At 67.9% G+C, this 25,048-nt stretch carries 18 protein-coding genes; 5 read left to right on the plus strand and 13 right to left on the minus strand.

The window, feature by feature from the left end; all coding sequences use genetic code 11:
- The first annotated feature begins 125 nt into the window (after positions 1-125).
- The 3 genes from QMX81_RS04260 (at position 126) to QMX81_RS04270 (ending at position 2,874) form a co-directional block, all read left to right on the plus strand.
- Entirely contained in the window at positions 126-833 is a 708-nt protein-coding gene (locus tag QMX81_RS04260; RefSeq protein WP_121039322.1) for a fumarylacetoacetate hydrolase family protein, read from the plus strand.
- A gap of 54 nt (positions 834-887) precedes the next feature.
- Complete coding sequence (mscL, locus tag QMX81_RS04265; protein WP_121039325.1) at positions 888-1,301, plus strand: large-conductance mechanosensitive channel protein MscL; 414 nt, start codon at positions 888-890, stop codon at positions 1,299-1,301.
- A gap of 151 nt (positions 1,302-1,452) precedes the next feature.
- Positions 1,453-2,874, plus strand: a complete 1,422-nt coding sequence (locus QMX81_RS04270) for a M28 family peptidase (protein ID WP_152152499.1) — start codon at positions 1,453-1,455, stop codon at positions 2,872-2,874.
- 284 nt (positions 2,875-3,158) lie between these two features.
- On the opposite strand, the gene QMX81_RS04275 is transcribed toward QMX81_RS04270, so the two are convergent.
- The 7 genes from QMX81_RS04275 to QMX81_RS04305 all read right to left on the minus strand — a co-directional run bounded on the left by QMX81_RS04275 (position 3,159) and on the right by QMX81_RS04305 (position 13,917).
- Positions 3,159-3,998 carry a TrmH family RNA methyltransferase gene (locus QMX81_RS04275; RefSeq protein ID WP_121039331.1) on the minus strand — a complete coding sequence of 280 codons (840 nt, stop codon included), beginning with the start codon at positions 3,996-3,998 and terminating at the stop codon, positions 3,159-3,161.
- Positions 3,991-5,508 carry an alanine/glycine:cation symporter family protein gene (locus QMX81_RS04280; protein ID WP_121039334.1) on the minus strand — a complete coding sequence of 506 codons (1,518 nt, stop codon included), beginning with the start codon at positions 5,506-5,508 and terminating at the stop codon, positions 3,991-3,993. The genes QMX81_RS04275 and QMX81_RS04280 overlap by 8 nt, the downstream gene beginning before the upstream one ends.
- A gap of 129 nt (positions 5,509-5,637) precedes the next feature.
- Complete coding sequence (locus QMX81_RS04285; RefSeq protein ID WP_152152503.1) at positions 5,638-8,763, minus strand: efflux RND transporter permease subunit; 3,126 nt, start codon at positions 8,761-8,763, stop codon at positions 5,638-5,640.
- A complete protein-coding gene (locus QMX81_RS04290; RefSeq protein ID WP_282258993.1) occupies positions 8,760-9,848 on the minus strand; it encodes an efflux RND transporter periplasmic adaptor subunit in 1,089 nt (362 codons plus the stop codon). The genes QMX81_RS04285 and QMX81_RS04290 overlap by 4 nt, the downstream gene beginning before the upstream one ends.
- A gap of 248 nt (positions 9,849-10,096) precedes the next feature.
- Complete coding sequence (locus tag QMX81_RS04295; protein ID WP_282258995.1) at positions 10,097-12,154, minus strand: TonB-dependent copper receptor; 2,058 nt, start codon at positions 12,152-12,154, stop codon at positions 10,097-10,099.
- A 70-nt stretch (positions 12,155-12,224) separates the two neighbouring features.
- On the minus strand, positions 12,225-12,749 hold the full coding sequence (locus tag QMX81_RS04300) for a hypothetical protein (protein WP_282258997.1): 525 nt from the start codon (positions 12,747-12,749) through the stop codon (positions 12,225-12,227).
- Between the two features lie 184 nt (positions 12,750-12,933).
- The gene (locus QMX81_RS04305; protein WP_121039345.1) at positions 12,934-13,917 is read right to left on the minus strand and encodes a LysR family transcriptional regulator; all 984 of its coding nucleotides are present in this window, start codon (positions 13,915-13,917) and stop codon (positions 12,934-12,936) included.
- Positions 13,918-14,155: 238 nt separating this feature from the next.
- On the opposite strand from QMX81_RS04305, the gene cysK reads away from it, so the two are divergent.
- Both cysK and QMX81_RS04315 read left to right on the plus strand, forming a co-directional pair.
- Entirely contained in the window at positions 14,156-15,115 is a 960-nt protein-coding gene (gene cysK, locus QMX81_RS04310; RefSeq protein ID WP_282259002.1) for a cysteine synthase A, read from the plus strand.
- A 237-nt stretch (positions 15,116-15,352) separates the two neighbouring features.
- Positions 15,353-15,955: an O-acetyl-ADP-ribose deacetylase gene (locus QMX81_RS04315; RefSeq protein WP_282259005.1), complete on the plus strand. Its 603-nt coding sequence runs from the start codon at positions 15,353-15,355 to the stop codon at positions 15,953-15,955.
- A gap of 69 nt (positions 15,956-16,024) precedes the next feature.
- Here QMX81_RS04315 and QMX81_RS04320 read toward each other — a convergent pair whose 3' ends face one another.
- From QMX81_RS04320 to QMX81_RS04345, 6 genes are all read right to left on the minus strand, one after another.
- The gene (locus QMX81_RS04320; RefSeq protein WP_121039354.1) at positions 16,025-17,029 is read right to left on the minus strand and encodes a class I fructose-bisphosphate aldolase; all 1,005 of its coding nucleotides are present in this window, start codon (positions 17,027-17,029) and stop codon (positions 16,025-16,027) included.
- Between the two features lie 246 nt (positions 17,030-17,275).
- On the minus strand, positions 17,276-18,742 hold the full coding sequence (pyk, locus tag QMX81_RS04325; protein WP_121039358.1) for a pyruvate kinase: 1,467 nt from the start codon (positions 18,740-18,742) through the stop codon (positions 17,276-17,278).
- 213 nt (positions 18,743-18,955) lie between these two features.
- Positions 18,956-19,597, minus strand: coding sequence for an HAD hydrolase-like protein (locus tag QMX81_RS04330; RefSeq protein WP_282259012.1), 642 nt, complete (start codon positions 19,595-19,597; stop codon positions 18,956-18,958).
- The gene (locus QMX81_RS04335; protein WP_282259014.1) at positions 19,594-20,769 is read right to left on the minus strand and encodes a phosphoglycerate kinase; all 1,176 of its coding nucleotides are present in this window, start codon (positions 20,767-20,769) and stop codon (positions 19,594-19,596) included. Before QMX81_RS04335 ends, QMX81_RS04330 begins: the two co-directional genes overlap by 4 nt.
- A 114-nt stretch (positions 20,770-20,883) precedes the next feature.
- Positions 20,884-22,254 (minus strand): DUF3999 domain-containing protein, encoded by a 1,371-nt coding sequence (locus QMX81_RS04340; protein WP_282259015.1) that lies wholly within the window; start codon positions 22,252-22,254, stop codon positions 20,884-20,886.
- Positions 22,254-24,926, minus strand: coding sequence for a DUF2339 domain-containing protein (locus QMX81_RS04345; RefSeq protein WP_282259017.1), 2,673 nt, complete (start codon positions 24,924-24,926; stop codon positions 22,254-22,256). Before QMX81_RS04345 ends, QMX81_RS04340 begins: the two co-directional genes overlap by 1 nt.
- Between the last annotated feature and the right edge of the window lie 122 nt (positions 24,927-25,048).

Raw genomic sequence — 25,048 nt, forward strand, 5'->3', positions numbered from 1 at the left:
GGCCTTGGGGGCTTTGAACCCCGCGCTTTGCTCCTGATCCCGGCCGCGCCCGGCGGGCCCGTTTCTGTTTGTGGCGGCGGGAAAACGCTCTAGACTGCGGCGAAACCTCTCCACAGGACGCGCGCATGACCGATGTAATCCCCACGCCCGAGCAGCCCCGCATTCCGGTCGCCGGCGGCGGTACCTTCCCGGTGCGTCGCATCTACTGTGTGGGCCGCAATTTCGCTGATCACGCGCGCGAAATGGGCGCGGCCGTGCCGTCTGCCGACGATCGCGGCCGCCCGATGTTCTTCAGCAAGCCGGCCGATGCGATCGTGGTCGGCCATGACGATGTGATCCCCTACCCGCTCGCCACCCAGGACCTGCACCACGAGGTGGAGCTGGTGGTGGCGATCGGCAAGGACGCGCCTGCCGGCGAGTTGCCGGTCGACCAGGCCGAGGCGCTGGTGTTCGGCTACGGCGTCGGCCTGGACCTGACCCGCCGCGATCTGCAGGCGCAGGCCAAAGCCAAGGGCCACCCGTGGGATCCGGCCAAGGGTTTTGACCAGTCCGCCCCCGTGAGCGAGCTGGTGCCGGCCGGTGAAGTCGGCGATCTGGCCGCCCTCAATCTGTCGCTGGAGATCAATGGCGAGGTGCGTCAGCAATCACTGCTGGACCAGATGATCTGGAACGTGCCGGAGATCCTGCACGAGCTCTCCAAGCTGTGGGCACTGCGCGCGGGCGATCTGGTCTTCATGGGCACGCCCTCGGGCGTGGCCGCATTGAAGCCGGGCGACCGTTTCAGCGCGCGCCTGGAAAACGTGGCCGAGCGCCACGGCATCATCGCTGGATGACATCCGCTGCGTTACGCTGCTGCGTCTTTTTCCCCACTGCGACAGGAGAGCCCGATGGGTGTACTGACTGAGTTCAAAGAATTCGCCATGCGTGGCAACGTCATCGATCTGGCCGTGGGTGTGGTCATCGGTGCGGCGTTCGGCAAGATCGTCACCGCACTGGTGGACAAGATCATCATGCCGCCGTTGGGCTGGATGATCGGCCGGGTGGACTTCTCCGAGCTGGCCTGGACCCTCGCCCCGGCCCGGATTGCCGCCGATGGCAAAGAGATTCCGGCGGTAGTGATCGGCTACGGCGATTTCCTCAACACCGTGGTGCAGTTCGTGATCGTGGCCTTTGCGATCTTCATGGTGGTCAAGTTCATCAACCGCCTGGCCCGCAAGAAGCAGGCCGAGCCGGCCGCCCCGGCCGCGCCGAGTGAAGAAGTGCTGCTGCTGCGCGAGATCCGTGACAACCTCAAGCACTGAGGCAGCACCACCGGTAGTGCCGAAAGCCCCGCTCCGGCGGGGCTTTCGCTTTTGGAAAACAGTATCTGCCGGAGCATGACGTCCCGCCCATGTGCGTGCGGGAGAGGCTGGTAAGCTCGGACGCTTCCGCCCCGTTTCCCGGAGTTCGTCCATGCGTCGCCGCGTCCTTGCCATCGCATCTTCCCTCGCCCTGCTGGCCGCGCCCGCGTTCGCGGCGACCGGTATCACCACGCTGCCGCCGACCTCGCTGGCCACCGCCGCCGAGCTGCGCGAGCAGGCCCTCAAGGACGACACCGGCTGGAAGGTGGTCGAATCGCTGACCACCGAGATCGGCCCGCGCATCGCCGGCAGTGAAGCCGACGCACGCGCCGTGGCCTGGGCGGTGGCGAAGTTCAAATCACTGGGCTTCGACAAGGTCTGGACCGAGCCGGTCACCTTCCCCAAGTGGGAGCGCCGCAGTGAGCACGCCGAAGTGATGGGCAAGCACGCCCAGCCGCTGACCATCACCGCACTGGGCGGCAGCCCGGGCGGCACGGTGGAGGCCGAGGTGGTGCGCTTCGCCGATCTGGCCGCGCTGCAGGCCGCGCCGGCCGGCTCGCTGAAGGGCAAGATCGCCTTCGTCGATTACCAGATGACCGCCTACCGCGATGGCCGTGATTACGGCAACGGTGGCGCGGTGCGCAGCAAGGGCCCGTCCGAGGCGATCCGCAAGGGCGCGATCGGCTTCGTGATGCGCTCGGCCGGCACCGATTCGCACCGCGTGCCGCACACCGGCATCACCCGCTTCGATGACGGCCTGACCCCGGTCCCGGCTGCCGCGCTGTCGGTGCCCGATGCCAACCAGCTGGCGCGCCTGGTCGCGCTCGGCAGCACCACGCTCAAACTCAGCCTGGATTGCGGCTGGGACGGCAAGGCGACCTCGTACAACGTGATCGGCGAGATCACCGGGCGCAGCCTGCCCAAGGAAGTGGTGGTGATCGGCGGTCACCTCGATTCCTGGGACCTGGGCACCGGCGCGGTGGATGACGGCGCCGGCGTGGGCATCACCATGGCGGCCGGCCATCTGATCGGCCAGCTCAAGCAGGCGCCCAAGCGCACCATCCGCGTGATCGCCTTCGCCAACGAGGAGCAGGGCCTGTACGGCGGCAAAGCGTATGCCGAAGCGCACGCCAAGGATGTGGTGCTGCACCAGCTCGCGGCCGAGAGCGATTTCGGCGCGGGCCGCATCTACGCCTTCAACACCGGCTCACCGAACCCGGCCACCTCGCGCGAAGCCACCCGCCAGATCGCCGAGGTGCTCAAGCCGCTCGGCATCGAGTACGCCGCCGACAAGGGTGGCCCGGGCCCGGACGTGGGTCCGCTGGCGGCCAAGGGCGGCGCCTGGGCATGGCTGGCGCAGGACGGCAGCGACTACTTCCACCTGCACCACACCGCAGACGACACGCTCGACAAGATCGACCCGGCCGCACTGGCGCAGAACGTGGCGGCCTACACCGTATTCGCCTATCTCGCCGCCGAAGCCGAGGGCAGCTTCGGCAGCGAAGCCAAGCCGACCACGCCGCCGAGCGAATAAAAAAAAAGCCCGGTCGCAATGCGACCGGGCTACCGGGATAACGTCACACCCCACGCGGTGAGCGCCGCTAGACCTTCGCGGTCCGGACAAGCGGATCGCCGCGCTGCGGGGGTGTCTCTCCTCACCCACGCAGCACAGCGCCCGCCCGGCACTGTGCGCAGTTTGCACTGCATGCACTATGCGATTAATCCGAATCGGATGTAGTCACGACGATTTCGGTGAAACCGATCACACCGTGGGTGGCGCGAATGACGCCGCGCTCCCCCCGAAAACGCTCGCAGTGGTCAAACGCGACTGCGTCCGTACCACTGCGCCAACAATACGGCCGTCGCCGAGGCGACGTTGAGGCTTTCCACGGCACCGGTGCCCGGGATGGAAACCTGGTGGTCGCAGTCCTGCGCCAGCTCGCGATCCATGCCCTCGCCTTCGGCGCCCATGACGTAGACCAACCGCGACGGCAGCGTAGTGGCGAACAGATCATCCCCGCCTTCCACCAGCGTGGCAGCCAGACTCAACCCGGCCGCGCGCAGCTGCGCCATCGCCTCGGGCAGTTCCGGCAGACGCACCAGCGGCACCGCCTCGGCGCCACCTTCGGCCACGCGCGCGGCCGCACCGGACAGCGCCAGCGTGGAATCCGGTGGCAGCAGCAGCCCGGCCACACCGAAGTGCGCCGCCGAGCGCAGGATCGCGCCGAAGTTGTGCGGGTTGCCCACGCCATCCAGCCACAGCGCCAGCACCGGCTTGTCGGCCGGCAGCGTGGCCAGCCATTCGTCCAGCGCCAGCATCGGCGCACGCAGCACGTCGGCCACCAGACCCTCGTGGTGGGTCGTCGCGGCGAGCTTGTTCAGATCGCCGTCTTCCACCACGCGGTAACCGACGCGGTTGGCCACGCACCATTTCAGCACTGGCTGCATGCGCGGGATCAGCGCCTCGGTCAGGTACAGCTTGCGCAGCGCCTGCGGGCGATGCTCGAACAGGGCCTGCACGGCATTCCAGCCGTACAGGCGCAGCTCGTCGTTGCCGCGGCCGGGCGGCGGCGGCGTGCCACCTTCGCGGGGCGGCAACGGCGTGGCGCGCGGCGGCCGCGAGGACGGACGGCGCGCATTCTTCCAGGGATCATTCACTACGGGACAGCTCCAGCTTGCGGGTACGCCAGAAATCGGCGTTCTTGATGCCAAGTGCATCGGGGTCGAAGGTCGGATCCAGGCCGAGCTTCTTTTGACGTTCGTAGTCGCGCAGGGCCAGCATCGCCGGCTTCTGCACGATCAGGATCGCGATGATGTTCAACCACGCCATCAGGCCTACGCCGATGTCGCCCAGCGCCCACGCCATGCCGGCATTGTGGAATGCACCGAAGATCACCATGCCGATGATGCCCAGGCGGAGCAGCAGGACGGTCAGCGGGCGCTTGGCGTTGTTGTTGACGTAGGTCAGGTTGGTCTCGGCCATGTAGTAATAGGCCATGATCGTGGTGAAGGCGAAGAAGAAGATCGCGATCGCCACGAAGGCCGCACCGAAGCCCGGGATGACGGTTTCCACCGCCGCCTGCGCGTAGCCCGCGCCTTCGGCGACACCGGCCAGGCCGGCGAACACGGGCGCGCCGCCCGGGACCGGGGAATACACGTTGTAGGTGCCCGCGGCCAGGATCAGGAACGCGGTGGCGGTGCACACCATCATGGTGTCGAAGTAGATCGCGAAGGCCTGCACGTAACCCTGCTTGGCCGGGTGCGAAACCTCCGAGGCGGCGGCCGCATGCGGGCCGGTACCCTGGCCGGCCTCGTTGGCGTAGATGCCGCGCTTGACGCCCCACTCCACCGCCAGACCCATCATCGCGCCGAACGCGGCATGCGCACCGAAGGCGCTGCTGAACACCGTGCGGAACATGTCCGGCACGCGGTCGTAGTTGATGATCATGATGGTGATGGCCATCAGGATGAAGGCGGCGGCCATGAACGGAACGACCACCTCGGCGAAGTTGGCGATGCGCTTGACGCCGCCGAAGATCACCACCGACAGCAGCAGCGCGACCACGATACCGATGCCCAGCTTGAGCGCCTGCACCGATTCCAGGCCCATGAACTGGCCATCCAGCGGCCCGCACAGGGCGCCGCCGCGGCAGGCGTTGATGATGCTGTCGGCGATGGCATTGGCCTGCACGCCCGGCATCAGGAAGCCGGCGGCGATGATGGTCGCCACGGCGAAGGCCAGGGCGTACCACTTCAGGCCCATGGCCTTTTCGATGTAATACGCCGGGCCACCGCGGTAGCGGCCTTCGGCATCCTTGGTCTTGTAGATCTGCGCCAGGGTGCATTCCACATACGAGGTGGACGCACCAAGGAAGCCCATCACCCACATCCAGAAGATCGCACCGGGGCCGCCGAAGGCGATCGCGGTGGCCACACCGGCGATGTTGCCGATGCCCATCCGGCCGGCCATGGACATGGCCAGCGCCTGGAACGAAGACACGCCCGCGTCGGATTTCTCACCCTGCACGGTGAGCCGGCACATTTCCACGAACCCACGGATCTGCATGAACCGGGTACGGGCACTGAAGTACAGGCCTGCGGCAAGACACAGGAAGATCAGAGCTTTGCTCCAGATGATCCCGTTGATGAAACTGACTACTTCTTCCACGCGCTCTCTCCAGTCGGCGGAAACAAAAGGAACGTCCCCGTCGGCTGGGACCCGGTCGATTCTCCACGATCCGCGCCGGAGTGCGTAGTGGCAATTTCGATGAATGGGCGGCAATGCCGCCCATTCGGGTCAGGCATGGCCGCCGACCGAGGGCGTTTGCGCTTCCTGGCGGGCCAGTTCACGCGCCACGGCTTCCGGCGAGCGGGTGTACGGGGCCAGCAGCGAGTAGAACGCCGGCACCACGAACAGCGACAGGAACGTGGACACGGTCACGCCGAAGATCACCACCACGCCGATCGTGCCGCGGCTGGCCGAACCCGGGCCACCGGCCACCACCAGCGGGATCGCACCGACCACGGTGGCGATGGAGGTCATCAGGATCGGGCGCAGGCGCACCATCGCCGATTCGACGATGGCCTGGTGCACGTTGCGGCCCTCATCGCGCAACTGGTTGGCGAACTCCACGATCAGGATGCCGTTCTTGGCCGCCAGGCCCACCAGCATCACGATGCCGATCTGGCTGAACAGGTTGATCGTGCCACCACTGACATACAGCCCCAGCAGCGCGCCGAGCACGCCCAGCGGCACCGTCAGCATGATCACCAGCGGGTGGATGAAGCTCTCGAACTGCGCAGCCAGCACCAGGAACACCACCAGCAGGGCCATCGCGAAGGTCAGCAGCACGGCGCTGCCCGCGTTCTGGTACTCGCGCGATTCGCCCTTCCAGCTGATCTGCGCATGCTGCGGCAGCTCTTCACTGGCCACCTGCTGGGCCCAGGCGATGGCCTCGCCCAGCGGATAGCCCGGGGCCAGGCCGGCGTTGATGGTGATCGAGCGCAGCCGGTTGAAGCGGTTGAGGCTGCCGGCTTCGGCCACTTCGCTGAGCGTGACCAGGTTGGACAGCGGGACCAGTTCGCCGCCACTGGCACGCACGCGGATCGCGGCCAGATCCGACGGCGAGGCGCGGCCGTCGCGCCCGGCCTGGACCAGCACGTCGTACTCCTCGCCGTTGTCGACGAAGGTGGTGACGCGGCGCGAGCCCATCATGGTTTCCAGCGCGCTGCCGATCGCGGTGACCGATACGCCCAGATCGGCCGCACGCTGGCGATCGATGTTCACGCGCATCTGCGGGCGGGTTTCCTTGTAATCCGAGTCCGCACCGACCAGGCCAGGGTTGTCGGCCATGCGCAGCAGCATGCGGTCACGCCACTGCGCGATCTCCGCGTATTCCGGGCCACCCAGCACGATCTGGAACGGCTGGCCCTGGCTGCGCACCAGGCCGCCACCCACCTGGGTACGCACGCGCACGCCCCGCAGGTCATTGAGGTGGGTCTGCAGCTCGGCCGCTACATCCGGGGTGGAGACATCGCGCTGACGCCAGGGCTGCAGGAACACGCTGATACGGCCGGTATGCATTTCCTCGCTGGAGCCCCAGCCGCCGGGCACGCGCGGGTTGGCACGCACGATCGGCTCATCTTCGCCGACGAAACCGGAGACGATCTTCTCGACCTGCTGGACCTGGCCGACGGTGTAATCGAAGCCCGCACCTTCCGGGCCATCGATCATGATCTGGAAGGAGCCGCGGTCTTCGGCCGGGGCCAGTTCGGAGGGCAGCACCTTGAGCAGCAGCGCGCTGGCCAGCAACGAGAGGATCATCACCACGATGTAGACCCAGGTGCGGGTCACATGCGCTTCCAGGAAACGCCCGTAGGCGGCCGACAGGCGATCCAGATTGCGGTTGATCACCCCGTGCAGGCCCTTCGGTGCCTGGCCGGTATGCGGCTTGAGCAGCTTGGAGGCCATCATCGGGGTCAGCGTGAGCGACACGAACGCCGACAGCGCCACCGCCGCGGCCAGTGCGACGGCCAGCTCGCGGAACAGTCGGCCGGTATTACCTTCCAGGAAGCCGACCGGCAGGAACACCGCGACCAGCACCGCGGTGGTGGCGATCACCGCGAACGCCACCTGGGTGGTGCCGCGTTTGGAGGCGACCAGCGGCGGCTCGCCCAGATCGATGCGGCGCTGCACGTTCTCCACCACGACGATGGCGTCATCCACCACCAGGCCGATACACAGTACCAGCGCGAGCAGGGTCAGCAGATTGATCGAAAAACCGAAGGCATACAGCGCGATGAAGGCCGCGATCAGACAGACCGGCACCGTCACCGCGGGAATCAACGCGGCGCGGAAACTGCCCAGGAACAGCCAGATCACCGCCAGCACCAGCAGCATCGCCTCGACCAGCGTGGCGTACACGCGATCGACCGCGGCCTCGATGAAGGTGGTGTTGTCGAAGGCCACGAAGATGCGGGTGCCTTCCGGCAGCGTGCTGCTGATCCGGTCGGCTTCCGCGCGCGCTTCACGGGCGACATCCAGCGCGTTGGCGGTGGAGGTCTTGACGATGCCCAGGCCGATGTTCGGCTCGCCATTGCTGCGGTAGTAGGCCCGGCGCTCAGACGAGGCCAGTTCGATCTTGGCCACATCGCCCATGCGCACCACGTACCCATCAGTGCCCTTGCCCAGCGGGATGCCGGCGAAGTCCTCGGGTTTGACGTAGTTGCGCTCCACGCGCAGGGTGAAATCGCGATCGGCCGATTCGATGCGGCCAGCCGGCAGTTCCACGTTCTCGTTGCGCAGCGCGGTTTCCACATCGCCCACGGTGAGGCCGCGCGCGGCGAGCTGGTCGCGGTCCAGCCAGATCCGCATCGCATAGCGCTGGCGGCCACCGATGCGGACCTGGGCCACGCCATCCAGGCTGGAGAAGCGGTCGACGATGTAGCGGTCGGCGTAGTCGCTCAGCTCCAGCGTATCCATCGAGGTCGAGCTCATGTTGAGCCAGATGATGGGGTCGGCGTCGCTCTCGACCTTGGCGATTTCCGGCGGCCGCGCCTCTTCGGGCATGCGGTCGGCAACGCGGCTGACCGCATCGCGCACATCGTTGGCGGCCGCTTCGATATCGCGGTTGGACGTGAATTCGATACTGACCTGCGAGCGCCCGTTGGAGCTGCGCGCGTTGATCGTATCGATGCCTTCGATGCCGGCCAGCGCATCTTCCAGTACCTGGGTGATGCGGCTTTCGATGACCGCTGCCGACGCGCCGGTGTAATCGACCGAGACCGAGACGATCGGCGGATCGATCGCAGGCAGTTCGCGCAGGGTCAAACGCGTGAATGACATGAAGCCCAGCACGACCAGCAGCAGGCTCATCACCACGGCGAAGACCGGCCGCTGGATGGAAACGTCGGAAAGCTTCATCCGGCGGTGTCCGGTTCGGCCGACGCGGCCGCGGCCGGCGCGACCGGTGCAGCGTCTTCGGCCTGGATCTTCAGGCCCGGGCGCAGCTTGCCGGTGCCGTCCACCACGATGCGGTCACCCACGGCGAGGCCTTCGCGGATTTCCACCACACCGCTGCGGCGCCCGCCGGCGACGATGTCGGCACGCTCCACGCTCTGGTCCGGCGTGACCCTGAACACGTAGGAATCGCGTCCGACCTGGACGACCGCGATTTCAGGGATGACCAGCGCCTGGCGCTCGGGGCGGAACATGCGCACATCCAGCAGCATGCCCGGGCGCAGTGCGTGATCGGCATTGATGAAGTCCGCACGCACGGTGACCGCACGCGTGCCCGGATCCACGCGGGTATCGATGGTGGCGACCTTGCCTTCGAAGTTGCGGCCCGGATACGCCACGCTGGTCGCGTTGACCTTGTCGCCGGTGCTCAGCGAAGCCAACTCGGCTTCGGGCACCTGGAAGTCCACGTGCATGCGCTCGATGTCATCGAGCGTGGTGATCGCGGTGCTGGGGGTGACCAGCGAACCGGCGCTGACCTGGCGGATGCCCAGCACGCCGGCGAACGGCGCACGCACCCGGCGGTCGCCGATGTCGGACTGCATTTCGCGCACGCGGGCATCAGCGGCGTCGCGGATGGCGCGCTGCGTGTCCAGCGTGGAGCTGGCCACCAGTTGCTGGGCGGCGAGTTCGCGCTGGCGCTTGTACAGCTGGTCCGCCTCCAGGAACGTGGCCTGGGCCTGCAGCAGCGCGGCTTCCTGGGCCTGGCCGCGCAGGGTGACCAGCGGCGTGCCGGCACTGACCTGCTGGCCACTTTCGAAGTGCACCGTCTCGATGATTTCGCTGACCTTGGCGGTAACCGTCACCGACTCGCGCGCCTTCGCCGTGCCCAGTGCCTGCAGCGTGTCGCTCCATGCCGAAGCCTTCACCACCTGGGTGGTGACCGGTACGGCGTCTGCCTGCCGGCGAGCGGCCTCGTCTTTACTGCCACACCCTGCCAAAGCGACCAAGGCGATGCCAGCGGCGAAGCGCGCTGCGATGTGTCCCAACATGTGATGCAATCCCGGTTGTTTCTCGACCGCCGAGTGTATAGAGGGGTCGAGCCGGGGCATATGTGTCAAGCGTTTACCGGCCTGTTCACATCTGCCGGTGACGGGCGAAGGCCTTTCCGTGCTGGGGCCTGCACAGGATGTATCGCCATGTATCGACGCATGTCGAAGTGCGCGGCACGCGCCGGGGTGTCGGATCCGGCGGCGCCGGGCGCCGGGCGGGAGACAGGTCCCCCGCCCGGCCAGCGTACTCAGTAACGATAGTTCACTTTCAGCCAGGCGGTGCGGCCAGGTTCGTTGATGCGCACCGGATCGGCCGGGAAGCCGAAATCGGCGCTGCCGGCCAGGTTCAGATGCTCGCTGTAGGCGCGGTCGAACAGGTTGTCCACGCCTGCACTCACCAGCAGCGCCTCGTTGACCCGGTAGCTGGCGTTCACGGCCAGGGTGGCGAAGCCGGCGCTGGGGCCGAGATCGCGGGCGACCACGTTGCCCTGCCCCGCCGCGACCCGGCCCTGACGCGAGACCGCGCGTGCCAGCGCCCCCACGGTCCAGCGCTCGCCTTCCCAGGCGGTGCTGAGCCGGGCTTCCAGCGGCGGCATCTGCGGCAGCGCGCGGCCGTCACTGCGGTTCTCGCCCCAGGCATAGGCCAGCGTGCCGCCGAGTTTCCACTGCTGCGCCAGCTGCCACTCCGCGCCCGCCTCGGCGCCGGCAATGCGCGCATCGACATTGCTGGCCTGGCTGGTGCTGCCCATCATGCCGCCGTCGCGGTAGGTGAACAGGATGTAGTCCTGGAGGCGCCCGGCATACGCCGAGACCCAGGCGTTGAGGCGGTCGGTGCGGTACTGCAGGCCCAGATCGAGCTGGGTGGTTTTTTCCGGCTGCACGCCGGTGAAGGCGTTGATCGCGCCGGCCGGGCCGAGATTCGGCGAGAACAGTTCCCAGTAGTCGGGCATGCGCTCGCTGTGGCCGACGCCGGCGTACCAGGTCAACGCGGGTGCGATGTCGCGCTCGAACCGCACGAAGCCGCTGCCGAGGTTCTCGCGACGGGTCTGCCCGGCGGTCGGGTTCGGCATCGCCATCATGCCGGCGGTGGCGCGCTCATCCTTCACCTCGGCACGGTCGATGCGCAGGCCACCGACCCAGCGTTGCGCGGTGCCCTCGCCCAGCGTGATCTCGGTGAACGCCCCGAGGTTCTCAAAGCGTGCATCGGTACGCCACGGCTGCTGGCGGTACACGTTGCGACCCATCGCGTTGCGGCTGCGATGGCGGCTGTCCTGCGCATCCACGCCGGCCACGATGGCAATGTCCTGCCAGCGCCATTCCGAGGCGATACGCCCACCGGTGGTGCGGCGATCGACATTGGAGGCCATCGGCATCGGCATGCTGCTGGCCGGGTTCGGCGTGCGCAGCGTGTAGTTGTCCATCACGTGGTCGGCGTCGTTGTAGTACACGTTGGCCTGCAGCTTGTCCCATGCACCGGGCAGGTTGTCCTTCTCGAAGCGGGCGGCGTAGCTGGTGCGCTTGAACGCGGCACCGTCCATGCCGCGGCCGGCGTAGCGCGCGATCGCATCGCCGGTGCCGGCCGAGAGTTCCAGCACGGTATCGGCATCAGGTGTCCAGCCGACGGCGACATCGCTGTTCCACTTGCGCCACTTGGAGGGCACCACATCCCCGTTGCCGTCCTTGTAGTCATCCGATTCGGAGCGGTTGCCGTTGACGCGCACATAGCCCGGCGAAGCGCCGGCGGTGAGATCCAGCACCTGGTCATTGCGGTTGCGCGAGCCGACCAGGGCGCTGGCGTTGATATCCATGCCCGGCTGATCGAAACGCGGGGTATCGCGCTCGAAGCGCACCGTGCCGGCCGAGGCACCGGCGCCCCAGCGCACGCTCTGCGGTCCCTTGATGATGGTCAACCGATCGAAGGTTTCCGGGGCGATGTAGGACAGCGGGTTGTCCATGCGCGAGGGGCAGGCACCGATCAGATTGCCTTCGTTGCTGACGATGTTCAGGCGCGAACCGAACATGCCGCGCAGCACCGGATCGCCGTTGGTGCCGCCGTTGCGGATCGCCGAGAAGCCGGGAACCGTCTTCAGATAATCAGCGCCATCGCTGGCCGGCACCGGCTGCCGCGGCAGGCGCGGATCGGTGACCCAGTGCAGCGGCGATGAGGGCGCGGTGGCGGTGACGACCAGCGTATCGAGGGTGCGGGCGTCGTCGTTGGCGGCATGCAGCGGCAGCGCGACCAGGGCCAGCGACAGGGAAACAGACAGGCGCGTCAGTGCGCCCGCGCTGCGGGAAGAAACGTTCATGGTGGAACTCCAGAAAAGCACGCAGGCACGCGCCGCCATCACGGCGACACAGGCAGAAAAGGCGGTGGATTCAGGAGATCGCGGGCGGGCCGCGTGCGGCGTGGGCGGGCCAGCGCAGGCTGCGTGGCGTGGGCACCGCGCGCAGCACGCGCGGTGCAATGACCGGCATCGCCGGCAACAGCAGGATCAGCACCGCCAGCCACGGCATCAGCCGCGAGGCCATCATGCAGTACTCGCAGGCGTCGCCATGCCCGGCATGCTCGCTCATCGGTGGCGACGATGCGGGGGTGTCGTGGGCGCTTGGCAGGGCGTGCATCGGCATGGGCTGCATCGCCATGTCATGGCGCGCCATGTCGTGCTGCTGCATGTCGTGGTGGTGCACGTCGCGCTGCGCGATGTCGTGCTGCATGTCGTGCCCGGCGTGGGCATCGGGCGGCACCGGCACCGCGTGGGTCATGCCGGTCGGCATCAGCATCACCGGCGCCTCGGCATGCGCCTGCTGCCAGCGGCTGACCAGCGGCGCCAGCGCCATCAGCAGCGTCGCCACGAAGGCAAGCTGCAGAAAAACGGCATACGGGCGACGGCGGACGTTCACCCCGTCATGGTAGCGCCCGACCGTTGGCAGGGCAGCCCGAAGCCCTGCGACCAACCGTCGCAGCAGCCCATTTGAAGCGCCCACCAAATCCCTCACCCCCTCTGGAGAAAAGCCCCCTTCTGTTGAAGGGGGCGCGCCAACGGCGCGGGGTAGAGGGGGAATGCGCGGGCAGCCATCACCGTCGCTATACGGTGATGGTCTGCGTCAGTGATTCCCAGGTCGGCGGCAGCGGCCAGTTGGCTTCCTGGTTGCCGTCGATCACCCGGCGCAGGTCGCGGGTGTCGATCTGTGGGGCGAGCACATGCACCAGTTCCAGCGCGTAATCGCGCAGCACGCGATCGCGCGGCAGCACGGCCCAGGCGATGCACTCGTCGATCGGCGCCGGGGCCGGCCAGGACCGCAGGTCTTCATCGCTGGCGTTGACCGCCATTTCCGCCAGCAGGCCCACGCCCAGGCCGGTGCGCACATACGTCTTGATCAGATCCGCATCGAGGGCGGTCAAGGCGATGTCCGGGGTCAGCCCGGCGCTGGCGAAGGCGCGCTGCAGCGAGGAGCTGCCGCGGGTGGAGGATTCGTAGCTGATCAGCGGGTGGCTGGCGAGCGCCTGCAGGTCCGGCGCGGCGCCCGGGCGGTCCAGCGCGTGCCCGCGCGGCACCAGCACCAGCCGGCGCCAGCGGTACAGCGGAATGGCCAGGCCGGCAGTGGGCTCACCGCCGGCGGTGCTGATGATGGCGATGTCCGCGTCGCCCTGGCTGAGCAGGTCCAGCGCGTCGCTTTCGGCAGCCTGCTGCAGATGCACGCTGACCTGCGGGTAGGCCTGCTTGATCCGCGCCACTGCCGGCGGCAGCACGAAGCGCGCCTGGGTATGCGTGGTGGTGAGCACCAGCTGGCCCTGGCTTTCACGGCGCTGGTTGGCCGCATAGGTGCGGATGTTGTTGGCCTCGCCCAGGACAGCGCGGGCGCGGCCGATCACTTCCACGCCGGCCGGGGTCACCGCTTCCAGGCTGCGGCCCTTGCGCACGAACAGCAGGAACCCGAGTTCATCCTCCAGCTGCTTGAGCTGTTTGGACAGGCCGGGCTGGGTGGCGTGCACACGGGACGCCGCCAGCGTGATGTTCAGCTCGGCGTCGGCAATGGCGACCAGGTAGCGAAGTTGGGTCAGCGTCATGGGCGGGCGATACGGCGCATGGAGAGGGGCCATCCGACTGTAGGGCAAATGCCGTCACCAGCTTATAACCAAACGTTGTTTAAGAAGGTAATCAGGTCATTTCGCGCGGTCATATGCCAGCGGTACGGTCTGACCGACCCCGGCCCGGCCGCGCGCGGGCGCCTTGCGCCGCCACCGGCCCGACCCTTTCCCCTGCCGCACGGCCCCCGGGCGGCAACGACTTCTGCGGAGCATTCCCATGGCCCTGTACGACTCCATCCTGGACACCATCGGCAACACCCCGGTGGTGCGCCTGCACCGTCTCGCCCCCGAGCACGTCACCCTGTATGCGAAGGTCGAGTCGTTCAATCCCGGCGGCTCGGTCAAGGACCGCCTGGCGCTGGCGATCATTCTCGACGCCGAGGCCAAGGGCCTGCTCAAGCCCGGCGATACCATCGTGGAAGCGACCTCGGGCAACACCGGCGTGGCGCTGGCGATGGTGGCCGCCGCGCGCGGCTACAAGTTCGTGGCCACGATGGTGGAGACCTTCTCGATCGAGCGCCGCAAGCTCATGCGCGCCTACGGCGCCAAGGTGATCCTGACCCCGGCCGCCGAGCGCGGCTCGGGCATGGTCCGCCGTGCGAAGGAACTGGCCGAGGAACACGGCTGGTTCCTGGCCAGCCAGTTCGCCAACCCTGCCAACCCCGCCTATCACCGCAACACCACGGCGCCGGAAATCCTGCGCGACTTCGCCGGCAAGCGGCTGGACTACTTCGTGACCGGCTGGGGCACCGGCGGCACCCTGACCGGGGTCGGCGAAGTGCTCAAGGTCGCGCGACCCGAGACCCGCATCGTCGCCACCGAGCCGGAAGGCGCCGCCCTGCTCAAGGGCGATGAGTGGAAGCCGCACAAGATCCAGGGCTGGACCCCCGACTTCGTGCCGGAAGTGCTCAACCGCGGTGTCTACGATGAACTGCTGACCATCGACGACGCGCGCGCCATCGAGACCTCGCGCCGGCTCGCGGCCGAGGAAGGCATCTTCGTGGGCATCTCGGCCGGTGCCACGGTCGCCAGCGCGCTGGACATCGCCGCCAAGGCCACACCCGGCGCGGTGATCCTGGCGATGCTGCCCGACACGGGTGAGCGCTACTTCTCCACCCCGCTGTTTGCCGACATCAACGAAGGCTCCGATGACGACTGGCTGGCCGGTCTGCCCTGATCTGCCCGTTGGTCCGCAGGAAGGAAGCGCCCGCCCTCATCGGCGGGCGTTTTGCATGGGGCGCTTCATCTGCGGTGAAGCGATCCGGCAGCATCGTGTGAAGGTCAGCCAGCGCTCGCCGGGTCGCACTGCCTGAGACGACGATGACGCAGCCTAGATGTCCTGCAGGTTACGGTGCAGGTCAGGCACGTCATTTCGTTGTATGGACCCGGTATCAGTACGTAAGGAGCGGTACGCATGAAGATCGAAGTGTGGCAGGGCGACATCACGACCCTGGCGGTGGATGCGATCGTCAATGCGGCCAACGAATCCCTGCTGGGCGGCGGCGGCGTGGACGGCGCGATCCATCGCGCGGCCGGTCCGCAGCTGCTCGACGCCTGCCGCGCCCTGCCGGAGATCCGCCCCGGCATGCGCTGCCCGACCGGTGAGGTGCGCCAGACGCCCGCCTTCGAGCTGCCGGCCAGGCATGTGTTGCACACCGTCGGCCCGGTCTGGCAGGACGGTCTGCGCGACGAGCCGGCACTGCTGGCCAATTGCTACTGGAAATCGCTGCAGCTGGCCGAAAAGCTGGATCTGGAATCGATCGCCTTCCCGGCGATCAGCTGCGGCGTGTTCGGCTATCCGCTGCACCAGGCCGCCCACATCGCCGCCACCGAAACCCTGACCTGGCAGCGCTCGCATCGCCAGCCGCGCCGGATCATCCTGGTGGCCTACAACGCGGCGACGTACAAGGCCTACCAGTCGGCGCTGGCCGCGCTGGGTCAGCCGGTCGAACCGTCAACCTCGGCGATCTTCGCGCCACTGGCGCTCGGGTTGCCGCCGGCGGCGGCGGCGCACTGAGCAGACCACCGCGCAAACAAAAACGCCGGCACAAGGCCGGCGTTTCCGTTGACGGTGGTCAGGCGTGAATCAGCCGTTCCACTTGCCCAGGGCGGCCTGGCCGTTTTCCTTGGCGCGATCGAAGATCGTCTGCTGCGCCTTGGCAACGTTGGCCTTGGTGTCCTTGGCCCACAGCTTCAGCGCGGCCTGCTGCATGGCGCGGCCGTAGGAGAAGCTCAGCGGCCACGGCAGGTTGCCCATCTGGTTCATGGCGTTCAGATGCGCGGTGGACTGCTCATCGCTCTGGCCACCGGACAGGAACACCACGCCCGGCAGGATCGCCGGCACGGTGCTCTTGAGGCACATCACGGTCGACTCGGCCACTTCCTCGACGTCGGCCTGCTCTTCGCAGCCCTTGCCGGAGATGACCATCGAGGCCTTCAGGATGGTGCCTTCAAGCAGCACGTTCTGCTGGTACAGCGCGTCGAACAGCGAACGCAGGGTGGCTTCGGTGACTTCGTAGCAGGTCTCGATGTCGTGGTCGCCGTCCATGATTACTTCCGGCTCGACCATCGGCACCAGGCCGCATTCCTGGCACAGCGCCGCATAACGGGCCAGCGCGTGGGCATTGGACTCGATGCAGGTGCCCGACGGGATGCTTTCACCGATGTTGATGACTGCACGCCACTTGGCGAAGCGCGCACCCAGCTTGTAGTACTCCTGCAGGCGCTCGCGCAGGCCGTCCAGGCCTTCGGTGACCAGCTCGCCCGGGCAGCCGGCCAGGGCATGCGCACCCTTGTCGACCTTGATGCCCGGGATGATGCCCTGGGCCGCCATGTACTTGGCGAACGGGACGCCGTCCTTGGTGGACTGACGGATGGTCTCGTCGTACAGGATCGCGCCGGAGATGTGCTCGTTCAGCTTGGGCGTGGTGAGCAGCAGTTCGCGGTAGGCGCGACGGTTCTCCTCGGTGTTCTCCAGACCGACGCTGGCGAAGCGCTTGCCGATGGTGCCGGTGGATTCGTCGATCGCGATGATGCCCTTGCCCGGGGCGACCATGGCCTGTGCGGTTTCAGCCAGCTGTTCGATGCTCATGTACTTCCTGTGGCGGGTGCGGGAAAACCCCAATTATAGACCCCGCCTCCCGTGAACTGACCGTCCACGGAATCTGGAAACGATTCCATCCCTAAACGGGGCCAGGGGAGCGAATGTGTCTGGGGGAAAGCCCCCTGAGTGAGGGGGCGGCCGCGAAGCGGCGGGGGTCTGGGAGATGGTAAGAAGGGGCCCACGGTTTGCAGCGCAAACCGTGGGGCGACAGCGCGTATGCGATGACGCGTACCCTTAGAGTTCGCCCAGGCCGCTCGCACGGCCGTCTTCGCCCACTTCCAGCAGGCGCAGCGTGTTCGTGGCGCCATGGGTTTCCATGTGCTCGCCGCTGGTGAAGACGACGCGGTCGCCGCTCTGCAGCTGGTTCGCTTCGAACAGCAGGCGGATGCTGCCGCGCGCGGCTTCGCGCGGGGTCAGGCCGCGGCTGTCGAAGTTGATCGGGAACACATCGCGCATCAGCGCCATCTGGCGGCGGGCGCCGTCATGGCGGGTCACCGCGAACACCGGTGCCGAGGCACGGAAGCGCGACAGGTACCGCGCGGTGCCACCGGATTCGGTCATCGCCACGATCGCGCGCACGCCTACGTGCTGGGACAGGAACATGGTGGCCATGGCGATCGCCTGGTCGGCACGTTCCAGATTGCGCGGCGAGGCGCCGAAATCGGTCTCGGTCTGGAACTGGCGTTCGGCACCGAGGCAGATACGCGCCATCGCTTCGACCGCCTTGACCGGGTACATGCCCGCGGCGGTTTCGGCCGAGAGCATCACCGCATCGGTACCGTCGATGACCGAGTTGGCCACGTCCAGCACTTCGGCGCGGGTCGGGATCGGGCTTTCGACCATCGACTGCAGCATCTGGGTGGCGGTGATCACCACCTTGTTCTGCGCCAGCGAGGCCTTGATGATTTTCTTCTGCAGGCCCGGCAGTTCGGCATCGCCGATTTCCACGCCCAGATCGCCACGCGCGACCATGACCACGTCACTGGCGTCGACGATCTCTTCCAGGTTGTCGATCGCTTCGGTGCGCTCGATCTTGGAAACCAGCGCGGCGTAGCAGCCGTGCGACTCGGCGATCTCGCGCGCGTCGTTCATGTCCTGCGCATTGCGGCAGAAGGAGACGGCGATGAAATCCACGCCGATCTTGGCCACGATGCCGATCAGTTCCTTGTCGCGCTCGGTCAGAGCGCCCAGCGACAGGCCACCGCCCTGCTTGTTCAGGCCCTTGCGGTCGGACAGCACGCCATCGTTGAGCACGGTGTTGATGATGCGCTCGCCCTGCACTTCGGTGACCTGCAGCTGCATCAGGCCATCGTCGAGCAGCAGGATGTCACCGGCCACCACGTCCTGCGGCAGGCCGAGGTAGCTCACGCCCACCTGGGTGGTGTCGCCGGCCGGTGCGTTCGGTGAGGCGACCAGGTCGAAGCGGTCGCCCGCCTTGAGCTTGATCTTGCCTTCGGCGAAACGCTCGATGCGGATCTTCGGGCCCGGCAGATCGGCCAGGATGCCCACTTCCACGCCCACGCGGGCGGCGGCGGCACGTACATCGGCAGCGCGCTTGGCCTGGCCGGACGGGTCACCGTGGCTGAAGTTGAGGCGAACCACGTTCACGCCGGCGCGGAAGAGATCCTCCAGCACGCCCGGCGGGTCGGTCGCCGGTCCGAGGGTGGCAAGGATCTTGGTGCGACGCTGACGCTCAATCATGGTTAATGGGCTCCCGTTAAAGGAGTGAAATTAGCACACCCATCACGTCCCATGAATACGATTACACCGCTGGCACGCTTGGGTTTCACCGTTGTCCTGCAGACAGCCCGAGACGACCGGGCGGACAGTCATCTGACCGCCCGCCGGCCAGCGCCAATCGCGGCGGGGCTTTGCGCAGGACATGCGGCGGCGTACGGATCGCCGCCGCGGCCCTCAATCGATCAGGGTGAGCAGGTCGTCCGGTGCCTGCGCGAGGTGCGCCGCCCCGGCCGCTGTGAGCTCTTCGGCACCGCCGAAGCCCCACAACACGCCGATATTGCGCAGCCCGTGATGACGCGCGCCTTCGATATCCATGCGCCGGTCGCCGATCATCCAGCACTGCGCCGGGGTCAGCGACAGCCGGCGCAGGGCCTCGGCCACCAGCTGCGGCTTCTCGCTGCGGCTGCCATCCGGGCTCGCGCCGATCACGTCCTCGAAGCAGTGACCGAACGGCAGGTGCTCGACGATGCGCCGGGCGTGCGGCTCGTTCTTGGCGGTGACGATCGCCAGCCGATGGCCGCGATCCTTCAAGGCCTGCACGACCTGGCCGATCCGCGGGTAGACCTCATGCTCGCGCCAGCCGACCACGTCGAAGCGCTCGCGGTAATACGTCACCGCCTGTTCGACCTGGGCCGGATCGTTGAACAACGGCGCGAAGCTGGTGCGCAACGACGGCCCGATCCAGCGCCGCAGTTCGGCCTGTGGCGGGACCGGTTGGCCCATCTGCGTGAGCGCATGCGCCACGCACCCGGTGATCCCGACGGCCGAATCGATCAGCGTGCCGTCGAGATCGAAGAACAGCACATCGCGGCTCACGAGCCGCGGGCCTCCAGCGCGGCGACGGCCGGCAGGGTCTTGCCTTCCAGGAACTCCAGGAACGCGCCGCCACCGGTGGAGATGTAGCTCACCTCGCCCGCGATGTCGTACTTGTCCACCGCGGCCAGGGTGTCGCCGCCGCCGGCGATCGAGAACGCCGGCGAGGCCGCGATGGCACGGGCCAGCGCTTCGGTGCCATGGCTGAAGGCCTCGAACTCGAACACGCCGACCGGGCCGTTCCAGACCACGGTGCCGGCCTTGGCGATCAGGCCCGCGTAGTGCTGGGCCGTGTCCGGGCCGATATCCAGGATCAGGTCATCCTCGGCCACGTCGGCGACGGCCTTCACCGTGGCGTCGGCGTCCGGCAGGAACTGCTTGGCCACGACCACGTCGGTCGGCAGCGGGATGTCCGCGCCACGCGCCTTGGCATCGGCCACGATCTTCTTGGCGGTGTCCAGCAGGTCCGGCTCATACAGCGACTTGCCGACCGGGTAACCGGCGGCCGCGATGAAGGTGTTGGCGATGCCACCGCCGACGATCAGCTGATCGACCTTGCCGACCAGGCTGGAGAGCAGTTCGAGCTTGGTGCTGACCTTGCTGCCGGCCACGATCGCCAGCAGCGGCGGGGCCGGGGCGAGCAGCGCCTTGGCCAGCGCGTCCAGTTCGGCCATCAGCAGCGGACCGCCAGCGGCGACCGGAGCGAAGCGGATCACGCCGTGGGTGGAGGCCTGCGCGCGGTGCGCGGTGCCGAAGGCATCCATGACGAACACATCGCACAGCGCGGCGTACTTCTTCGCCAGCGCTTCATCGTCCTTGCCTTCGCCGACATTCATGCGGCAGTTTTCCAGCAGCACGATGGAACCCGGTGCGACGTCCACGCCATCGACCCAATCACGCACCAGCGGCACCTGGACACCCAGCAGCTGCGACAGGCGCAGCGCCACCGGGGCCAGCGATTCGGCTTCACTCCACACGCCTTCCTTCGGACGCCCCAGATGCGAGGTCACCATCACGGCGGCGCCCTTCTCCAGCGCCAGCTTCAGCGTCGGCAGCGACGCGGTGATGCGCTGCTCGGAAGTGATCTGGCCGTTGTCGATCGGCACGTTCAGATCCTGGCGGATCAGCACGCGCTTGCCGGAGAGATCGAGGTCGGTCATGCGAACGATGGACATAAGCAACTCTTTGGCTCTGAAGAAGGAAGGGCGCCGTGCGGCGCAGACGATCATTGTCCCGGCTGCGCGGGTGCATCGCAAATCCATAACAGGGACGGAGGTAGTTAAGCGCGCTTAACTACCCCCGTCCCCGTTAAGACGCGGCTGGCGCAGCAGGCTGACCGCGAAGCCACCGACGATCAGCACGCCGATCACCAGCAGCGCCCACAGCAGCCACTGTTTCCAGTCACGCTGCGGGGCCACTGCGGCATCGCCAGCGAGCACTTCCGGTGCGCCCTGCACGCTTGCCTGCGCCGGTTGCCACTGCGCGCCATGCTGCTCGCGCAGCTGCGCGATCACCGTGGCCACCGGCGCATCCTGGCGCTCGGCACGCACGCTGCCGGCGGCCACCGCAAACGGCGGCTCGCCCTGGCTGAGGAACACCAGCGCTTCGGGCTGGTAGCCAAGCTTGAGCGTCGGTGCCGGCATCGACTGCGGCTGGCCGGCCACCAGCTTCCAGTAACGATCACGCGTACTGCGTGCCAGTGGCTGGGTCTGCGATTGGCGACGGTCGGCGGCGTCCTGCAGCTGATAGGCCACCCACGGGCCGGCGCGCACCTGCCACGGTTGATCGGCATCGTCGCGGCTCAACAGCGTCCACTGCACCACGCTGTTGTCGGCGGTGGCGATATCGGCCTGCGCGATCGGGAAGCGCCCTTCCAGCTGATACTCGAACTCGCCAGGTTTGCCGGCGGTACCGGTCAGCGACTGCCAGCGCCACGCGATCGCCTGCGCGGCCGGCGCCAACTCGGCCTGCACCGTGGACAGCGCCGGCAAGGCATCGGCGCCGATCGGCAGGATCCGGAAGTACTTGGCCTGGCGCGCGATCTCGATGCGGCGCTGCTGCAGGCGGCGGCCTTCGTGCTGCAGGTCCACCAGCGGCACATCGTCGGCGATGCGCAGCCAATCGCGCAGATCGTTGCTCATCTCCACGCGAACGCGCGCCTGCAGTGGCGACTGTGTCTGCCAGTCCAGGCGCAGCGCCTGCACGCCGGTCTTCAGCGCGCTGGCGTCGATCAGCCAGCCGGCCGGTTGCCCGGCCGCGCCACCGCGTCCCAGCCGCGCTTCCACCCGGCGCACGCTGCCGTCGGTATTGCGCTCGGTCAGCAGCTGCAGATCATCGCCGGAGGTACCGGCCATCGGCGGCAATGGGAACCAGGACAGCGTCTGCCATTGTGGCGCCTGCGCCAGTGGCTGATCGGCAGCCAGCAGCGCCGAAGGCAGTGCCTGGCCTTGTGCGTTGAACACCTGCACGTCGGCCAGGCGTGGCGACACCGCGGTGCGGTAGACGCCATCGTCGAGCGTCAGCCGGTAGGCACCGGCCTGCGGCTGCGCGAGCTGCAGCGGCCATTGCTGGCGATAGGCCTGGCGGTCATCGGCGGCCTGGGCCTGGGCCAGCGCCGGAAGCGCCAGCGCGGTGAAGAGGATCAGCGGGCGAAAGGTCATCAAGACTGCGGCTCCACGGCGGGGTCCGGCGCGCGCGGCGGCGCCGGTGCCAGATAGCCCACGACCGTGCACAGCAGGCCGTAGGCGATGAAAGAAGAAATGCCCAACAGGTTGCCTAGGTGCTGGCGGTCGATCAGCACCAGCTTGGCCAGCACCACGCCCATCAGCACCGCGCCGACCAGCCACAGCACGCGTTGCCCGCGGCGCGAGCCCCACACCCAGCTGATCACGCCGAGCACGCTCCACACCACGGTCAGGCTGGTCTGGGCGAGGGTCGAAGACCACAAGCGCTCGTTCCACGGCACCCCGCCCCAGTGATGCACGGCGTGCAGGGTGATGCTGGTCAGGGCGACGAAGCCGGCAATCGCCAGCACCGGTATGCGCATCGCACGCAGGCCATCCGGCGCCTGCGCAGACCACAGCCAGCGCGCAGCGAGCACCAGAACGGCGAGCTGCGCCAGTTCCACCGGGTTGAGCAGCGGCAGCCACGGCAGCGGTGCTGCGCCGGCCGGGACCAGCAACAGGCCCGCCCAGCTCACGCCAAGCACCGCGAACAACGTGCCCTGCAGCGGCGTGCGCATCGGATCGAAGCGTTCGCCAAGCGGCACCGTCAGCCAGCGCCAGCGCAACAGCGCCACGGCGGTGACGAGCAGCCACGGCAACAGCATCAGGGCCAGGCCCCAACCCTGTGCCAGCGCGAAACGGTCGGCCAGCCACAGGCAGGCCAGCGACACCACGGACGGCCACAGCAACCACCACAGGAACTGCGCCGCCAGCGACGTGCGGTCGTCGCCTGCGCGCAGACACCACAGGCTGCGCACGCCCAGCAGCGCGAACACCGCCCAGGCCAGTGCGCCATAACCGGCGAACGGCTGGTCATGCACATCGGCCTGCCACAGCGCCAACGGGAACGCAGCCAGCACCATCGCCAGCGTGGTGAGCACCAGTGCGCGTGCCGGCCAGCGCCGATGCATCTCGGCGGCCAGCCAACCGGTGACGGCCGCGGCGATCAGCAGCGCATCGGGCTCGCTGCGGTGGGCGACGAAGCGCAGGATCTCGTGGCTGATACTGCCCAGCCACCACAGCAAGCCCCACAGGTAGTACACGATGGCCGGCGACTGCTGCTGCGCGCGGCGATAGCTGAAGGCCGCCGCGAAACCAGCCACCGCCAGCAGCAGGCCGCTCATGAAGGTCGGGTTGGCGATGGCCGTGGCGTCCAGATGCCAGTAATCGGCGCCGACCACGAAGCCGAACGCCGCGCCCAGGGTCAACAACGCACCGGTGACCTGCGGCAGCCAGCGCTGCTGTCGCAGCCCCAGCCAGGCCAGGGCCGCCCCTTCCAGCGCGAACACGCTGGCGGTGGCCCGTGCAGACAGCGCCAGCGGCACCGCCAGCGTCGCAAAGCCCACCGCGAGCACCGCATGCGACTGACCCAGTGCGGCATAGCGCTCGCGCTTGATCAGCACCCACGCCAATCCCGCATACAACGCGGCCAGTGCCAGCGAGCACAACGCCAGCAGCAGGCGATCGTCGTGCAGCAGACCGGCCTGCAACGAAAACGCGATCAGCGGCGTACCGAACACCAGGCTGCCATCGATCAGATCGCGTTTCTCCGCACGCTGCCGGCGCGCATAGAGGATCGGAATCAGCAGGTAGAAGGCGAAGAACAGCAGCAGGAACGGCTCGGTGCTGGCGAACTTGTCCGGGCTGTACTGGAGCACGCCCCAGGCGGTACCGATGCCGAAGGTGAAGACAAAGCCGAGCAGGTTCAGCGCGCGCCACGGTCGCCACCAGGCAATCGCCAGGATCGCCGCATTGAGCACCGCGTAATACGAGAACAGCGCGACATGATTGCCGCTGCCGGTGGACAGCCAGATCGGCGCCATGAAGCCGGCCAGGATGCCGAGCACGGCCAGCGTGCGCGAGTTCTGCACCACCGCCAGCACGCCCATGCCGGCGATCAGCAGCACGCTGAGCGCGAACGCCGGCGCGGGGGGGATCAGGTCATAGCGCTTGAACGCGGCGAAAATGGTCAGCAGCAGGATGCCGATTGCCCCGCCCTGCAGCGCCAGCGCGAACAGGTGCCGGGTATCGCGCTGCACCCAGCCGAACACCAGCCCGGCCAGCGCCGCCAGCGCGATGGCGGCCAGGCGCAGCTCGATCGGTGCGTTCAACCAGCCCTGGTCGCTGGCGTACTTGAGCAGCGCGGCCACACCGGCCAGCAGCACCAGCATGCCGATCTTGACCGGCACATTGCCCTCGGTGAACCACTGTTTGAGGGTGCCGATGATGCGCTCGCCGATGCCCGGTCCCTGAGGTGCGGCAGGTGCCGGCGGTGGTGCAGACCGGGGCGGCAGCGGGGGCGGCTGCGCCGGTTCGTCCAGTGGCGCAACGCGGGCAGCGGGGGCAGTCACCGCAATGGGTGACGCGTCCGGTGTGCGCGGCGCGGCATCCAACGGCGGGGACACGGTGTCGACCGACGCAATGTCGGCCCAGCGCAGCGGCCGTTCGGGCGCGGCGGGTGCCGGCGTGGCGTCCCAGGCCGAGCCTGCCGCGCGTTGCTCCAGCGCGGCGACGCGGCGGCGCAGGCCGGCGATCATCACCAGCGCCACGATCAGCAGCAGCGGGATCGCCAGCAGTACCAGCACCAGCAGGACAATCAGAGCTTCCATTCCAGGCCATCCTCAAGAGGTCGCCCCGGCTGCACCCGGCAGGCGCAGTGCCAGGGCACGCGGGCCATGCTAAAGGATCGGCGGCACACGCGGGATCACGCCCTGGCGGGCGCCCCTGAAAC

This window comes from Stenotrophomonas sp. PS02301 (assembly GCF_029959485.1).
Lineage (GTDB): Bacteria > Pseudomonadota > Gammaproteobacteria > Xanthomonadales > Xanthomonadaceae > Stenotrophomonas > Stenotrophomonas maltophilia_Z.

Bases quoted from the DNA above. Each gene is read 5' to 3' on its own strand.
- QMX81_RS04285 (WP_152152503.1), bottom strand. From the start codon at position 8,763: ATGAAGCTTTCCGACGTTTCCATCCAGCGGCCGGTCTTCGCCGTGGTG.
- QMX81_RS04260 (WP_121039322.1), top strand. From the start codon at position 126: ATGACCGATGTAATCCCCACGCCCGAGCAGCCCCGCATTCCGGTCGCC.
- cysK (WP_282259002.1), top strand. From the start codon at position 14,156: ATGGCCCTGTACGACTCCATCCTGGACACCATCGGCAACACCCCGGTG.
- QMX81_RS04340 (WP_282259015.1), bottom strand. From the start codon at position 22,254: ATGACCTTTCGCCCGCTGATCCTCTTCACCGCGCTGGCGCTTCCGGCG.
- QMX81_RS04290 (WP_282258993.1), bottom strand. From the start codon at position 9,848: ATGTTGGGACACATCGCAGCGCGCTTCGCCGCTGGCATCGCCTTGGTC.
- QMX81_RS04305 (WP_121039345.1), bottom strand. From the start codon at position 13,917: ATGACGCTGACCCAACTTCGCTACCTGGTCGCCATTGCCGACGCCGAG.
- QMX81_RS04270 (WP_152152499.1), top strand. From the start codon at position 1,453: ATGCGTCGCCGCGTCCTTGCCATCGCATCTTCCCTCGCCCTGCTGGCC.
- QMX81_RS04295 (WP_282258995.1), bottom strand. From the start codon at position 12,154: ATGAACGTTTCTTCCCGCAGCGCGGGCGCACTGACGCGCCTGTCTGTT.
- QMX81_RS04335 (WP_282259014.1), bottom strand. From the start codon at position 20,769: ATGTCCATCGTTCGCATGACCGACCTCGATCTCTCCGGCAAGCGCGTG.
- QMX81_RS04320 (WP_121039354.1), bottom strand. From the start codon at position 17,029: ATGAGCATCGAACAGCTGGCTGAAACCGCACAGGCCATGGTCGCCCCG.
- QMX81_RS04315 (WP_282259005.1), top strand. From the start codon at position 15,353: ATGAAGATCGAAGTGTGGCAGGGCGACATCACGACCCTGGCGGTGGAT.
- pyk (WP_121039358.1), bottom strand. From the start codon at position 18,742: ATGATTGAGCGTCAGCGTCGCACCAAGATCCTTGCCACCCTCGGACCG.
- mscL (WP_121039325.1), top strand. From the start codon at position 888: ATGGGTGTACTGACTGAGTTCAAAGAATTCGCCATGCGTGGCAACGTC.
- QMX81_RS04345 (WP_282259017.1), bottom strand. From the start codon at position 24,926: ATGGAAGCTCTGATTGTCCTGCTGGTGCTGGTACTGCTGGCGATCCCG.